Source organism: Akkermansiaceae bacterium (genome assembly GCA_024233115.1).
Taxonomy (GTDB): Bacteria; Verrucomicrobiota; Verrucomicrobiia; order Verrucomicrobiales; family Akkermansiaceae; genus Oceaniferula.
Map to the genome: position 1 here is coordinate 419,171 of JACKQB010000005.1, position 15,338 is coordinate 434,508.

Annotated in this window: 12 protein-coding genes; all 12 read right to left on the reverse strand. The window is 57.6% G+C overall.

Features of this window, described 5'->3' with window-relative positions; translation table 11 throughout:
- Positions 1 to 104: 104 nt before the first annotated feature.
- The 12 genes from hemN to H7A51_15525 all read right to left on the reverse strand — a co-directional run bounded on the left by hemN (position 105) and on the right by H7A51_15525 (position 15,314).
- A complete protein-coding gene (gene hemN, locus H7A51_15470) occupies positions 105 to 1,469 on the reverse strand; it encodes an oxygen-independent coproporphyrinogen III oxidase (GenBank protein ID MCP5537618.1) in 1,365 nt (454 codons plus the stop codon).
- Positions 1,470 to 1,506: 37 nt separating this feature from the next.
- Positions 1,507 to 2,535: a uroporphyrinogen decarboxylase gene (gene hemE, locus H7A51_15475; protein ID MCP5537619.1), complete on the reverse strand. Its 1,029-nt coding sequence runs from the start codon at positions 2,533 to 2,535 to the stop codon at positions 1,507 to 1,509.
- 22 nt (positions 2,536 to 2,557) lie between these two features.
- Positions 2,558 to 4,516 (reverse strand): cytochrome c biogenesis protein CcsA, encoded by a 1,959-nt coding sequence (ccsA, locus tag H7A51_15480; GenBank protein ID MCP5537620.1) that lies wholly within the window; start codon positions 4,514 to 4,516, stop codon positions 2,558 to 2,560.
- A 4-nt stretch (positions 4,517 to 4,520) separates the two neighbouring features.
- Positions 4,521 to 5,681 carry a cytochrome c biogenesis protein ResB gene (locus H7A51_15485; protein MCP5537621.1) on the reverse strand — a complete coding sequence of 387 codons (1,161 nt, stop codon included), beginning with the start codon at positions 5,679 to 5,681 and terminating at the stop codon, positions 4,521 to 4,523.
- 3 nt (positions 5,682 to 5,684) lie between these two features.
- Positions 5,685 to 6,272, reverse strand: coding sequence for a hypothetical protein (locus tag H7A51_15490; protein MCP5537622.1), 588 nt, complete (start codon positions 6,270 to 6,272; stop codon positions 5,685 to 5,687).
- A gap of 1 nt (position 6,273) precedes the next feature.
- A complete protein-coding gene (locus H7A51_15495) occupies positions 6,274 to 7,020 on the reverse strand; it encodes a tetratricopeptide repeat protein (GenBank protein MCP5537623.1) in 747 nt (248 codons plus the stop codon).
- A 260-nt stretch (positions 7,021 to 7,280) separates the two neighbouring features.
- Positions 7,281 to 8,324 carry a hypothetical protein gene (locus H7A51_15500; protein MCP5537624.1) on the reverse strand — a complete coding sequence of 348 codons (1,044 nt, stop codon included), beginning with the start codon at positions 8,322 to 8,324 and terminating at the stop codon, positions 7,281 to 7,283.
- Positions 8,325 to 8,431: 107 nt separating this feature from the next.
- Positions 8,432 to 9,523 (reverse strand): radical SAM family heme chaperone HemW, encoded by a 1,092-nt coding sequence (gene hemW, locus H7A51_15505; GenBank protein MCP5537625.1) that lies wholly within the window; start codon positions 9,521 to 9,523, stop codon positions 8,432 to 8,434.
- A 122-nt stretch (positions 9,524 to 9,645) separates the two neighbouring features.
- A complete protein-coding gene (locus H7A51_15510) occupies positions 9,646 to 11,958 on the reverse strand; it encodes a hypothetical protein (protein MCP5537626.1) in 2,313 nt (770 codons plus the stop codon).
- 56 nt (positions 11,959 to 12,014) lie between these two features.
- Positions 12,015 to 13,394, reverse strand: coding sequence for a sel1 repeat family protein (locus tag H7A51_15515; GenBank protein MCP5537627.1), 1,380 nt, complete (start codon positions 13,392 to 13,394; stop codon positions 12,015 to 12,017).
- A 92-nt stretch (positions 13,395 to 13,486) separates the two neighbouring features.
- Positions 13,487 to 14,266, reverse strand: coding sequence for an SDR family oxidoreductase (locus H7A51_15520; GenBank protein ID MCP5537628.1), 780 nt, complete (start codon positions 14,264 to 14,266; stop codon positions 13,487 to 13,489).
- Positions 14,267 to 14,306: 40 nt separating this feature from the next.
- Positions 14,307 to 15,314 (reverse strand): peptidylprolyl isomerase, encoded by a 1,008-nt coding sequence (locus H7A51_15525; GenBank protein MCP5537629.1) that lies wholly within the window; start codon positions 15,312 to 15,314, stop codon positions 14,307 to 14,309.
- Positions 15,315 to 15,338: the final 24 nt, after the last annotated feature.

The following is a 15,338-nucleotide window of genomic DNA, read 5'->3' on the forward strand; positions in this document are numbered from 1 at the left end:
CAGGGGGAGAACCGGCAAGCCGGTTCAGAAGAAAGCGGCGGCAAGGCCGCGCGCACTCCAAATTTTTCGCGTTTTTTCGCGTCTTTCGCGGGTTGAAAAATGAATTAAACCGTTTTTGAAAACTTGCCTTTCTGGGAGTCGCCGCCTTGGAGGTAGGCGTCGAAGGCCATGGAGATGTTGCGGATGAAGAGACGGCCTTGCGCGGTGACTTGCAGGGAGTCTTCGTTGAGTTCTAACAAACCGTCGGCTTCCATGGGTTTGAGCGAGGCGATGGCGTCGGCGAAGTGGGACTTGATATCGATGCCGTGTTGCTCGGACTTGGCGGTGTAGTCGAGTTTGAGCTGACACATGATCGACATGATGATGTCGCGACGCAGCACGTCCTCATCGGTGAGCAGGATGCCGCGGTCGATGGGGTAGGCTCCTGCTGCTACGGCTTGGCCGTAGTCGGTGATGTCCTTGAAGTTCTGTCGGTAGGAGCGGGATGTCTGGGAGATGGAGGACATACCAAAGGCGCAGATCTCGACGCCGCCGTGGGTCGAGTAGCCTTGGAAGTTACGCTGCAGGGTGCCGTTTTTCTGAGCGATTGTTAGGGGGTCGTCCTGTTTGGCAAAGTGATCCATACCGAGGTGGTGGTAACCGTGGTCGGTGAGGATGGTGATGATTTTCTCCAGCATCTTCAGCTTCGATTCCGGGTCTGGCAGATCCTTGGCTTCGAGGATTTTCTGGGCGGGCATGATCCATGGCACGTGGGCGTAGGAGAACACGGCGAGTCGGTCCGGCGCGTAGTCGAGGATGTGGTGCAGGGTTTGCTCAAACGATTCAGGCGTCTGTTTCGGTAGCCCGTAGATCAGGTCGAGGTTGCAGGAGGTGATACCGGCGTCGCGCAGCCACTTGAGTGCATTGCGGTTGCATTCGTCCGATTGGATCCGGTGCACGGCTTCCTGGACTTCGATTTTGGTGTCCTGCACCCCCATGGAGGCGCGGTTGATACCCATGGCGCGGAAGGCGGCGATGTGTTCCTCGGTGAGGGTCCGCGGGTCGAGTTCAGTGGAAAGTTCCGCGTCATCGTGGAACTCGAAGTGTGAGTGGATGAACTTGGAAAAGCGGTCGATCTGCGCGGTGGTCAGGTAGTTCGGGGTGCCGCCGCCGAAGTGGAGCTGGCGCACCTTCCTGCCGGGCTTGATGCGTGGCAGGAAGAGCTCGATCTCTTTTTCCATGAGGTCGAGGTAGTGGTCCGCCTTGTCCTGCTGGCTGGTGATGATCTTGGTGCAGCCGCAGAACCAGCAGAGCGAGCGACAGAAGGGGATGTGGAAGTAGAGCGAGAGATCGGAGTCCTCGGTCTCGGTCTGGGCGGCGAGTATCGCCTTGTCCGTCTCCTCACTGAAATGGGGGGCGGTCGGGTAGGAGGTATAACGCGGGCCCGGCTGGTTATACTTGCGGATGAGATCTAGTTCTGGGATGAGCATGGTAAGTTTATGATAGGTCTTATGGGTCCTATGGGACTTATGCACTGAACTGCGCCACTGTGTCGCAGAGGACTTGCATGTTCTCAGGTTTGGCGGAGGGGAGGATGCCGTGGCCGAGGTTGAGGATGTGGCCGTGGCGGCCTTTCATGCTTTCCAGCAGCCGGGTGGTCTCGGTGCGCACGACATCGGCGCTGGAGGAGAGGATGAGGGGGTCGAGGTTGCCTTGCACGGCGACGTTGTCAGGGAGGGCGTCGTAGTAGCTGGGGAGGTTGATGGTCCAGTCGATACTCAAGACGCTGGCGCCGGTGGTGCAGAGCGCGTCCCGCTGGTGGGCCATGCCCTTGGCGAAGATGATGACGGGAAAATCGGCGGGCAGGGCGTCGATGATTTTTTTGATCCACTTGAGCGACATACCGTCGTAGTGGCTGGCCGGGCAGAAAGCGCCGGCGGAGTCGAAGATCTGGATGGCGTCCACCCCGGCGTCGATCTTCATCTTGAACAGGTCGATGACTGCGGAGGTGATTTTTTCCATCAGCAGATCGAAGGTGGCGGGCTCGGAGTAGTAGAGGGTTTTCAGCGCGGCGAGGTCCTTGAGCGAGCCGCCCTCGGTCATGTAAGCGGCGAGCGTCCATGGTGAGCCGCCGAAGCCGAGCAGGGTTTTCTCCTCGCCTATTTCCTGACGTGTCATACGCAGGGCGGCGGGCAGGTAGGCGAGTTTCTCCTCGATGCCCGAGGCGTCGAGCGCGTTGATTTTTTCGACAGAATCCAGCAGGTAGTCCATGCCGATGCCACCGCCGTCACGGAAATGATACGGCTGACCCAGTGCCTCGGGGATGATGAGGATGTCAGAAAAAATGATCGCGGCATCGAGTGGGAAGCGTTTCAGCGGCTGCAGAGTGACCTCGGTCGCCAGCTCGGGCGACTTGACCATTTCCGTGAAGGAATACTTCTCCTTGAGGGCGCGGTATTCGGGAAGATAGCGGCCAGCCTGGCGCATCACCCAGACGGGAGTGCGGTCGGTGGGTTCACGGCGGATGGCGGCGAGGAAGCGTTGTCGGGAAGTCATTTCGGGAGTCAGGAGTCAGGAGTCAGGAGGCGGGAGGAGTGATTGGAGCTTGGGGTTCTTTAACTTGGGAGGTGTCGCGGATGTAGATGATGAAGGATGGGAGTGCGGCGAGGACGAGGATGATGGCGCAGGCGATGATCAGGTTGAACAGGGCACCCTCGGTGAAGCCGTAGGAGTGGAGGCCGACGCTGAGGAGGTTGACCCCGAACCAGGCAAGGAGGACGACGATGTTGGTCAGGGCCAGCATGGTGGCGATGCCGAGCTCCTTGAGTTGTTTACCCCATTTTCCGTGCAGGATGATCAGTAGCCAGAGGCAGAGCAGGAGGGCACCGTTTTCCTTGGGGTCCCAGCCCCAGAAGCGACCCCATGACTGGTCGCCCCAGATACCGCCGAGGATGGTGCCGACGATGCAGAACAACAGCGCGACCAGGGTGACGCCGATGAAGTTCTTGGAGATGCTTTTGATAAGATCCTTGTTTCCGGGCCGGACCAGACGGACAAAGAGATAGGCATTGGCGGTGAGGCCGGCGACAGCCGCCGCGCCGTAGCCGATGGCAATACTGACCACGTGGGTGGCTAGCCAGAAATTGGAATCCAACACCGCGACCAGTCGGCCCATGGTGTCGCCTTCCATGGCGTACTTGAATCCCACAAAGTGAAGGATGATGCCGGGCACGGTGGAGATCAGCAGCCCGAGCCCGTCGCGGCGACGGAACTCGATAATGAGTCCTAACAGGACGCAGATAAACCCGACAAAGATGATCGACTCGTAAATGGTGGTGACGGGGGCGGGTCGGCCCCGGATCATCATACGCAGCAGGATGCCGCCGGCGTGGAGGAGGAAGCCGGTGAGCACCACGCCCCAGCTTCCCCAGCGCATCGCCTTGCCGGCAAAGAGCCAGCTGAGGGCGAGTAACAGGAAGCCGAGGATGTAGAAGGCGATGCTCTTGGTGAAGGCGTCTAACTGGTTGTAAAAGAGTTCACGTTTGGCAAGGGTGGTGGTGACTTTATGGGAGCCCGCCAGAAAGGTTTCCTTGTGGCTGGCCGCTGATTCCTCGTCTTTGTTAGAAAGGGCGGCGATGGTTGCCTCCAGCTCGGTGATGAGATGGAGCTCCTTATCCGTCGGTGTCCGCTGGGGATCGAGAGCCGACCAAGGGGTGAGCCATTCCTTGTGAATGGGATCATCGTCCGGCGGGATGATCGTGAATGTTGCCACGGCGGAGTCGCGTTGCTGCAAGTCCCTGATCCGGCTGACCAGGTCGAAGATCGCCAGGTCATACGGGTTATTGCGATCGAAGGTGGTCTTGAGTTTCTCGACCGTTGTCCGGAACAGGTCCCAGCGTTGGTGGATCTGGAAAAAGCTGAATGGTTTGCCTGCGGGGAGGTTGAGTTCCTTGGCGAGCTGCTCGTTTTCGATGACCAGCTCGGGTGTCAGGCAGGTGAGCGACCGGCTGATCGAGAAGTAGTTGTAAACGGTGTTGTAGAGCTTGAGGAGCTGTTCTTCGACCAAGGTGCGATGGTCCTTGTTGCGTTGCTGGATGGTCTGGGCACGGGAGCGCTGGGCGTCGATCACGGTGCGCAGTTCGTTGAAGCTGTAGATGTATGGGCCGGCGCCTTCTTTTTCCAGTCCGAGGTCGTCGATGAGATCGCCATTCTTGATCCTGAAACACTTGACATCATAGGCGGCTTCGGGGTCGAGCAGGAGCTGGGCCATCCACTGGCTGGCGGAGAGGTCGCCGATTTTTGATTTGTGGTAACATGCCAGCAGGGTGAAGCGGGCAAAGGAGTCGAAGGGTTTGATCCGACCGGCGTTTTGCACCGGGATGGACGCCAGCAGCTTGCCGGAACCGGGCGAGATGTCTTTTTCCGGTGGTGTGGCGGGCGACTGGGCGAGGAGCTGGCCGGAGATGGCGAGGCCGAGGGACAACGCCAGCAGGGGTGCCATTTTTCTGAGCGAGGGGATGGGTATAAAACGGGTCATGGCGTTAAGAGGCTTTACGTGGCTGGTTTTTGTTTTGCGCAGCCACAATGAGGCGTGGAACCTGCATCACGACGTGGACGAGCAGCCCGAGAGTGATCACCACGATGGAGATGTAGGGCATCAATTGGCCTTTGTTGTAGACGACCTGAAGCACCGTCGTCTCGACGCCCACCTGACTGAATGACGCCTGGTAGAGGGTGTAGCCATTGCGTCTCAGCGGGTGGTTCATGTAGATCTTGATATCCTCGGTGGATTCGTCCTGGGTGACCCGGACCTTGGATGAAAACGCCCGGGCCATCATCGTGCCGGCGTGATTGAGCTTTTCAAAATCCTTCAGGTAAAGGCTGAACGGCAGCTGGTGGTGACGCGCGCGCAGTGAGACCTCGTAGGTTTTTCCGTCACCGGCTGTTAGTATGGCCGGTTTCCACTCGGGGTGGGCGATAAAGATGTAGCTACCCGACTGGTCGTCGGGCAAGCCGGTGATCTCGACCTCGATGCCGCGCAGGTTCTGGTCCTTGGGGTCTCCCGGAAGCTCCTCCAGCTCGACGTTGGCGGCGCGGCCTCTGAACTTGTCCGATTTTTTGTTGTCGGGACGTGCCACAGGTTTGCAGTTTTTGTACATGCGGGTGACCTTGAAAGCCATCGGCACGGTGTCATCGCCAAATGGTTGTTTGCTGTGGAAAAACCCCTGGGTGAAGCTGGTGGTGTCGTCGTATTCCGGGTTGGAGCGGTCGGTGACGGCTAGTTCCACCTCGTGGGAGTTCAGGAAAGTGGATGATTCCTCGCCCTCGCGGATGCTGATATGTCCCTCGGTGGTGGTGTAGGCGGTGACAACGGCGCCGACCATCAGCAGGAAAACGCCAAGGTGGGTGATGTTGATGCCGATATTCTGGAACTTCCACTTGGTGCCGACCAAAAGCTTGGCGGTGAGGTTTACCAGGATGACGGCCATGATCAGTCGACCGCCGGGTAGCCAGAGAGGCCACTCCATCGGCTGGATGCACCAGGCGGAAAAGTATTTTTCCAGGCTGTAGTGGAGGCCGAAGTATTTCTGGTTGATGGTGCCCACAACCACCAGAACGACCAGCCAGAGTGTGGCGTAGTAGAAAATGGCGGCGGATGCGAGCGGCTTGAGCAGCCGTACGGCGGGGAGTGGTTTACTCATGAGCTAGTTGGTTGCTGGGGCCAGCGACTGGGTGAACCCGGTGAAGGCGGCGGTGATTTTTTCCAGGTCGGCTGGATTGCCGGGGACTTTGATGAAAACGGAGGTATTTGTCGGCCGGGGAATGATGGCCGCGAGCAGCCCGCTGTCCGGTGAGGCAGGGTTCGAAAGCGAAACGATGTAGCCTTTTCCAAGTCCTGTCTCCACTTCCTTGAGGGTAGCGGCGATGGCGGATTCTTGAAGGGGTGGCAGACCGATCTGACCGCGCCAACGGTTGACGTTACCAGCCAGATCGCCGCCAAACTCGGTGATCGAGGCGTTGAGGGTGCCGGAACCCGACGGGATGAGGATGGTGGCCAGGCGCATGCCGCTGGCAGACTGGGCGGTCCAGCCGTCGGGGAGGGTCCAGGTGTAGGGTGCTTTTGTGGCCGTGGCTGGAGTTTGTGGTGGCTGTTGTGCCGGTGCTGTGGCCTCGGCCCGTGGTGCCTTGGGCGTACGGAAGTGCTGCACCTCGCCTTTTTCACGGCATGAGCAGTGGAGCAGGGCAAGCAGGGCGGCAGTCGTAAGTAGACCGGTGGATGGAAATGTCTTCATATCAGGGGTTTGGTTGGTTGTCGTTGCCTGGTGCCTGTCCGGGTTCCTGCTGGTTCCACAGTTCGATCAACCGGCGTGCTTCGCGGATGCCGTCGGGGTCCTTGGCCTGGGCGATATAGGTTTCCAGATGCGCGATGGCCTTGGCCTTGTTGTTGAGTTCCATGTAACAGCGTGAGGCGGTGATGTGGGCGTCGTGGAATGTGGGATCGTGTTTGAGCAGTGCCAGGCAATCGTCGAGTGCGGGCTGGAAACTCTTGTTGCGGTAGCGGATGATCGCCCGGTAGAGCCGGGCCTTGGTATGGGCCGGGGTGATTTCGAGCACACGGGAGAAATCGGCCAGCGCCTTTTCAGTCTGGCCGGTGGCGATCATGACATAGCCGCGTTGGAAAAAGACATCTGCTGCCCCGGGTGCCAGGGTGGCCGCTTTGTCGAGGTCGGCGAGTGCTGCGGGGAACTGTCGCATCTGGGCGTAAAGCTCGGCCCGTTTGATGTAGGGGCCGGCGTCATCGGGGGATTGCCCGATAGCCGCCGTCTGCTGAGCCACCTGCTGCTGTATGGCCTGCATCGCCTCGGCATGTCCATCGGGGGCTTGCGCCGACGAAGAAGGCGCCGCCCCGGAGTCCTGTGGCCGGACGGGTCGGGTGGGTTCCGGCGCTGGTTCTACCTCGATGTCCTTGACCTCCTTGGCGAGATCGAAGGCGAGCAGGGTGGCTCCGAGAAGAATCAACAGGTAGAGCACAGGTTTCATGCGGGGTTAAAAGCGGATGGAGGTTGTGATGTCAATGGCAGAAAGTACGCGTAGCGCGGGGGAGGGCAGTGATTGTTATGGATGGCCGGATGGGGCCGAGTGGTAACGTAGCATGATAATCGCGTTTTTCACCTCGCAAGGTGTGGTTTTTCCGCTGATCAGCACGAACTGTTTGCCGCGTCCGGGCGACGGGTATGATGCTTATCGGTCAAATCGAGCTGCTGCAGACCGTTTGGAAGCATGGGAACCGCCATTTACGACTACTGGGTCGCCTTGATCCGGTAAAAACTGAATGGTCCGCTGGGCGTGATGGTGACCGTCCCGGTGCTTGCTGGTGGAATCGTGTTACTGCCAGTGGATACCTTTGACGGATCGATGGGATCCCAGTCGGACAGATTAGTGGAACACTCGATGATCATGGGGTGGAGCGTTCCGCCTGGAGGGAGGGGAATGGTGAGTTTGCCGTCCACAGGAATAATCAGCCTGTCCGGTTGGTTTCCAAGGTCATAACCGAGCGCCCAGAGGATGCCGTTGGGGATTGTGCCGATGTCCTGGGAATCGAAGGCACCTCCCGGGGCGTTGTTTTCCTCCGTCCACTGAAGGTAGGCGGATATGTAGACGTAAACGGTGCTGGTGGCCTTGATTGTGCCGTCGAAGGTGAGTGTGGCAGTGACCTCATCATCACCCAGTGAAAAACCCAACGGGACCTGGGTCGTGGCGGTGAAGGGCATGGTCACGGTGATGTTATAGGTGATCCTCGTGCTTGTGGTTCCGTTTTCAGTGATGGTGACGGTGCCGTTTCCCGAGCCTGTCCCCGTAACGACCGTTTCGGAAAGCTGGATATCAGTCGGCGTGTTGCTTCCGGGAACGGTGACGGAGATGGTGCCTTGATCGATGGTAAAGTCGTGCTGGCTGGCATCAAAAATTCCTGTCGATGCATCGACATTACCCGGGGCGAACGGCGTGGATAGAGAAATGCCGAGGTTGGAAAGATTGAGGGTGACGTATCCCGAGACAAAATTTCCAAGTGAAAAACCAACAGGTGACGCGGTGCTGTTGCCAGGGGTGAATGTCAGCTGATTGTTGAATGCCGTGACGGGTGAGATGTCGGTTGTCGCTGTGATGTCACCCGACAGGACGGATGTCTTGCTGTCAGAGCCAAAAATAGGCACCGAGGCAGTAACTGTCATGTTGTTAAAAGAGACATCATTGACGAGGGTTAGACTGGATTCATTGGGACCGGTTTCGGCGTAGAGACGGCTGTAACAAAAAAGGACGAGTACGAGAGGTAAGGTGATTCTCATAGGAGTTTAGAGTGCAAATGCTTAAGAAACCCTAATAAAACAAGGGCCTACCTACAAGTCTCATTATTTGCAGGTTCGTTCGTTCCTGATCATAGTGTTCTTTTTTCCTAGAGAATCTGCCCTGCAACGGCGTCGACGAGTAACCGGCCGTCGTTGATGAGGCGGAGGTGGCCGTTGTGGAGTTCAGCGAGCTTGTTTTCTAACAATGCTTCGACACTGCCTACGGGTGAGTCCTGAAGGTATTGCTCTGGAAGGCCGTGGGTGGTGCGGAGCAGGAGGGCGATACGCTCGGTGCGGTAGGCATCGGCGTCGATGGTTTCCTGCTCGGATTTGGCGTGGCCGACGGTTTCGATCGCGTGGATGTAGCGTGCGGTGTCGGGGAGGTTTTTCCAGCGTGTGCCATCGACGGTGGAGACGGCGGAGGGGCCGAGGCCCAGGTAGTCGTGGCCGTGCCAGTAGGAGAGGTTGTGGAGCGATTCCTTGCCGGGGAGGGCGTAGTTGGATGTCTCGTAATGAATGAAACCGGCGTCTGTTAGTTTCCGCTGCGCCAGGGTAAACATATCCGCATTGGTGTCCTCGCATTCGGAATAGTGCCCTTTTGACAGCCGGTCGAGAAACTCGGTATCCTCCTCGTAGGTGAGGTTATAGGCGGAAATGTGGTCGGGCTCCAGAGCGATGGCGGTGTCGAGGGAATGTGACCAGTCGTCCAAGGTCTGGCCTGGCACTGAAAACATGAGATCGATGTTGATTTCCTCCATCCCGGAGGCGCGGAGAGTGTGCACGGCTTCGGAAGCCTGGTCGGGATTGTGTTCGCGACCGAGTGTTTTGAGCACGTGGGGGGAGAACGACTGGATGCCGAGCGAAGTCCGGTTCACCCCGAGGTCCTTGAACAGGGCGGCCTTGGCGTGGCCGAAGGTGGCGGGGTTCGCCTCAAGAGTGATGTGGGTGTTTTCCAACGGAAGGGTCTCGTGCAGTCCCTCGAATAACTCGGTGAGGTGGCTTGGTGAGAGCATCGATGGCGTCCCACCACCGAGATAGAGGGTGGAAATAGGATCATGGCCGCGACGTTCATGCCACTTGGCCTCCCTGAGGATCGCCTGGATAAATGCCCGTTTATCGGTATCTCCGGGCGTGTGTTTGTAGAAGGAGCAGTAGGGACAGATCCGGTGGCAGAAGGGGATGTGGATGTAGATGATCATAAACTCCAAGCTTTAAACGCCAAATACCAAGTAAGGGCTTGCTGGCGCAAGCAATCACCAATTACGAATTACGAATTACGAATTACTAATCACAGGCCCCGCCGGGATAGCTGTTTCATGTGTTAATCGCGAGCCAAAAGACGGTCTTCGGAGATTTTCACCCACTTGCCGCCTTCGCGGATTTGCAGGGAGAGGGTGATTCCCTCTTTGGGGATTTCATTGGCGGGCCGGATGAAAGCACGGAAACGCTGCTCGTTTCCGGAGTCGGCCAGTTTGAGGTCGGGCAGACGGTTCCGGTTAAAATCCTGCATCGTCATATCGCCGCTGCCACTGAAATCCCCGTCGCCGGTGGCATCGACACAGACAATGCGGTCGTGCTGATCGTAAACCTCAATCCGTGTCGGCTGCGAGGCGACGATACGCATGTCCATGGCCTGTGGAAAGGAGTCGCGGTATTGCAGCAGGTGGTAAAACGGAATCAGGTAGAACGGGTTGTCCAGGTATTCACCTGCATCGACGATGGCGACGCTGAACCCCTCCTCGGCGGGCTGGGCCTGCCAGCTGGCCTCGATGGTTTTGCCTCCTGTGGGAGCCCACTCGACGGTGACCTGGTTCTCGGCGGATCTGGCTTGTTCGATGTCGATGAAAACGACTTGTCCGGGAGCCAGTTCGAGCGTGACCTTGGATGTCGTTTTTTCTTCGGTCGGAGCCACAACGACTTTGACCAGGGAGGATTGGCCGGGGGTTTTCGCGCTGACACCATTGCCGGTGAACGAGAGGGTGCCGTTGATGTTTTCCTGGGTTGGATTTGTCAGGGTGAAGAGACCGCGAGCGGGCATTCCATGGAGTGGGGTGACGCTGGCGCGGCGTGGCTGGATATCAGCGACGTCATTTTTGTTCGTCTCCTGATCGGTGGCTGCTTTGGGCAGGGGCCTGGCCAGCATTGTTTTGATGCGTTGGCTGAATGCCTGCGGCACTTTCCGGTTTTTAAGGGCTTGTGTAGCCATGCTGGCGGCGTTCTTGGCGGCGGTGCTGGCACCCATGGCGGAATAAATTTCGGCCAGCGTGCGGTAGGCGCCGGGCAGGCGAGTAAAAACATCGAACGACTCTAGCAGCCGAATGAGCTCGCGCTGGATTTTCAGGGCGTCATCGAGTCGGCCCGTGGCGATGAGGTAACGGGCGTAGATGTGATAGAGCTCAATTTCATCGGTCTTGATACCTCCCTGGCGTGCGGTGGTGAGCAGTTTGATCAGGAGCGGCTCGATGTCATCGGTCATGCCCGCATCGAGACGGTGTCCGCACCAGGCCATGTCTGCAAGGAAACGACTGCGGGGGCTGGTTTTTTCCGAGTTGCGGAGGCTATCAAGAAGTTCCCACGCCTTGTCCGGTGAGCCACTGCGGAACAGGATGTCTACTTTGTAACGGGTGAGTCTATCCATGTCATCAGCCGTCGGGTATGCCGTGAAATCGTAAAGCAGCTTGCGTTGTTTGTTGATTTTCTGGATGGCTGCTGCGGCAGGTGTTTTTCCTTTGAGGAATTCGTAATAAGCGACTTCACCCACCGCCGAGCTGACGATGTGAGTGTGATGGCCCAGTTTGGGTTTGAACTTGGTGATCTCGCGGTATTCGTTCAGGGCAAGTTCTTGTAAGTCGAGAAATTGATAGCTGTGTGCCATTGCCAGAGACGCCCATCGCCAGAGGTCGAGGCTGTAGTCGACGCTGATTTTGGAGGCGTTTACTTTGGGTCGACTGGAATACCAACGCACACCCATGGCACCCTTTTTCCTGGCCACATGGGCCTGCTCAAGCGCCCTGCGCCATTTGCCCTCGGCGAGATCCTGGGATGCCAGACACGCAAACAGCTGGCTATTACGAGGATCGATCAAGCCCCGGGTGAGCTTGCGGTCCTTGAACTCAGGGAAGTTATTTAGAACCGGTTTTTTTCCGGGTAAGCGGTTGATTTCGATATCTGTCCCGAGCCCTTCACCGAGCTGGTTGACCTCGCGTGTCATCAGCTGCCGCGCATCGTTGTATCTTGCCCGGCTCATGTAGTGGCGGTGAAGGTCCAGTGTGATCTTGCCATACCAGTAACCTTCCCCGTTTTCCCGGCTGTGGTTGTAGATCCATTCTAACAGCATGCCGGCCCATTCCGGATCGTTTAATCCAGACCCCATAAAGGCGGCGTTATACGCATAGCGGTAAAAATCATATTGCGCGAAGGCCGGCACTTGATCGTTATCGAAGATGTCGGGAGCCACCCTGTTCAACTCGGCGATGGCCTTTACCGAGCCTTGTTCTTTCTGAAGTTTGTATGCCTTCATGAACAGATCGTTGGCCGGCTGGTAAACCTTGGGCGCTTTGAAGGTGGTTGGTTTTTCTGCGAAGACGGGGGCTGACACGGCCGCGGCGCAGACGATGAGGATGGCTTTTTTCATGAAGCAATGTGCGGGTTGGAAAACGGATTGGGCGGGGGCGATGGTTGAGCTGTTAGTTACGGCAGCAATTTTGAATCGGGTGTTGGGAAACCCGAATCGCTTAGTTTCTGGGCTTCGGCGACTTCTTCGCGAGTAAAGCTGAAGCGGCTTCGCATGATAAACAGAGTATGATCACTGATTGTGTAATGGGACTTCCTTGCGCTGAGCATGCAGGCGTAGCCGCGGATACGAGCCTGACGGGTGGTGCCCAGGGGGGTGTCCGGGTGGAGGAGAACCCTGCCGGCGTGGGCGGTGGCAACGCCACAAATTCCCAGGTAGGGTCGGGCTGTTTCCAGGCATTTCCGCAGGTCTTTTTTTAACCCGAGGCCGCCCTTGAAGTATAATTCGCAGATGAAGTGAATGGCCGTGTGCATCTCCTGGTGTGACATGGCTGGAGGGACGTCTTTGTAAGCATCGAGGTAGGCTTGATAAAACTCGACCGCTAGTTTCCAATCGAGATCACGGAAGGTGTAGCCCGGTGCGTGTTGGTGGGCTGCTCCTAGCTCGAAGCTGGATTGTGCATGGCCGTGCTGGTGAGACAGCAGCAGCATCTGGTACCAGTCCTCACCCGGGAGTTGTAGATGGGTGCGGCGCATCAGTTTGCGTGCGAGCAGGAACCTGCCGTGATTGCTACCGCGGGCAGCTGCCTTACGCAGCAGGGTAAGGATCTCGTTTTCGTTGCCACCTGCTTTTTTTGCCATCAAGAACTCAGCCAGGGCGACACAGGCATAGGTGGAATTCGCGTCGGCGCTCATTCTGAGATATTTGATCGCGAGATCCTGCTTGCCGGTTTTCCGATAATAATCGGCAAGGTTATTCATGGCGTGATGGTTGCCTTTTTCGAGTGCGAGGTGTTCCAGCGTCTTCAGGGCTTTTTGGGTAGCGCCGGGTTGGTTGTCAGGCCGGCGAAGGTCCAGATTGGCGAGCAGTGTAGATGCTTCCTCACTACCGGCATCCCTGGCTTTCTGAATCAATGCCAGCCCACGGTCAGAGTCGGACTGGTCCTTTGCTTGGGAATAGAGAACCCAGCCATGGATCATCATGCCGCGGAGATCGCCGAGTTCCGCCGCTTGTTTGTGGTCGGCGTTGGACTGTTTGCGGTCGGCTCGGGTTCCGATGCCGTAATAGCGGCAAAGGCCCAGGCCGACAAAGGCGCGGGGGATTTCACCTGCCGCACCTTTCTCGAAAGTCTGGTAAATGGCGTTTTCATCGAAGTCTTTGGTTTTTCCTTCGAGCGCGCGGTAGGCGAGTTCGACCTGTGCGGCAAGTCGGCCGGATTCCGCCCTTTTGCGGAGGGTGACGAGGTCAAGTTGCGTCAAGTCCTCCGCAGCAGCATCGATGGTGATTGTTAGGCAAGCGAGGAGAAGGCCGAATACAAAACAGATAGAACGTCTCATGCTGACTAACCGATATCAATGATCGGCCCCATTTTCAAGGGGAATCGAATACCGTTTTGTTCCAGTCAGAGCCGGTATTTGCCCCGCTTGAGTTAGATGGTCATCGCCGAGAAGCCGCCATCGATGACGATTTCGGTGCCGGTGATAAACGAGCCGGCGTTGTTGGAGGCGAGCATGAGCGTGGCGCCGGTGAGTTCGTTGGCGGTGCCGAAACGTGACATCGGGGTGTGGCGGAGGATTTCCAGGGCACGGGTTTCATCACCCTGGCGAGAGGCTTGTTCTGATGGGAAAAAGCCGGGCACGAGGGTGTTGACCCGGATATCGTGCTCGGCCCATTCGCGGGCGAGGTTTTTGCTGAGGTTATGCACGGCGGCCTTGGCGGCAGAGTAGGCGAAGATACCGGAAACGGGCATGCTGCCAGCCATGGAGCCCATGTTGATGATGCTGCACGGCTCATGGTGATCGATAAAGAACTGCCCGAAAATCTGGCAGGCGTTAAAAACGCTTTTGAAGTTCACGGCCATGAGGTGGTCGAGTTCATCCTCGGTGATTTCGAGGAAGGGAGTGCCTGAGCCAAGACCGGCGCCATTGACCAGGACATCGACTTTTCCGGACCTGAGTAACACGGTGGAGAGGAGGTCATCGATTTCCTGACGTTGGCTGACATCGGCTTTATGAAACCAGGATTTTCCGCCGAATTCATCGATGGCGGCAAGTTTGTCGATGGCGTTTTCCGGGTTGCGGCCGACGAGGACAACCTCGGCACCGGCGCGGGCCATGGCGATACCCATGCTGCCGCAGAGGTTGCCCGTGCCGCCGATGACAACGGCGACATGTCCGGTGAGGTCGAAGAGGGATTTGATCTGTTCCATGGGTCCTGGTTTTCAGGGTTTGCAGCTGGGAGTTTGGCCGTTACATCTTTTTCTCGATCATCGCGTTATCGCGGAGGCGCTTCATCCAGCGGTCGTGTTTGGCTTTGTTTTTGCGGGCGCGGACACGGGCTTCGATTTCGGGTCGGACTTTATTCAAAGACGGTGCTGGGCCGTAGTGTTTTTTATCGAGTCGGACAATGGTGTAGCCGCGGCCGTCCTCCAGGGGGCCGAGGACTTTTCCAATCGGGGTTTCCATCAGGATGGCAGCGAATGCCGGGGAGAGGTCGGTGCGTTTGGTTTTCTCTACCTTGCCGCCCTCGGCGGCCCAGGCATCCTTCGAGTGTTGTTTGGCGAGCTCTTCGAAATTGGCACCCTTTTCGAGTTTGCCCACGATATCCTCCGCCAATTGCAGCTGGGTTTCGGCGGTTACGAGAGCATTCTGGGGGTCGGTTTTAGGGATATAGATCTTGTGGTATTCGAGCGCGTCGCCTGTGGTGTCGCGCAGCTTGATTTTGTGTTTGTTGTACTCGGCGGCGACCTCGTTAGGGAGTGGCGGCACGGCGTTTTTAAACTGCTGGGAGCGCATTGCCTGGACGACGAGTTTTTTCTCGGTTTCACGGCGGTGCTGTGCCGGGGTGACACCGGCCTGGCGGAGTGATTTGTTAAACTCGTTGCGGTTGTTATTGTAGAGCTCACGGACCTGGCGGTCGATTTCCTGGTCGATCAGGTGGGCGGGGATCTTGCCGTCGCCGTTGGTCTTGACCCGGAACTCGGAAAGGATCAGCTCGCGCTCGATGAGGCTGTCGAGGATCTCGTCTTTGGCTTTTTTGAGTAGAGCGGAATACTGGGGGCCTTTGCGGGGCATGGAGGCGTCCAGTTGTTGCCGATAGGGGGTCAGGTGGTAGTTGACCTCGTTCTTGGTGATCACGCGGCCATTTACCTTGGCGGCGATGCCGGTGACCTCGCGCGCGGTGGCGGCGGTGGAAAGCAGGGAAAGGCCTGTAACGGGAATCAATGAGAAGCGGAGGATGAAATTGAGTATGGTCATTGTTGGGAGGGTGTGGAGAGGAAA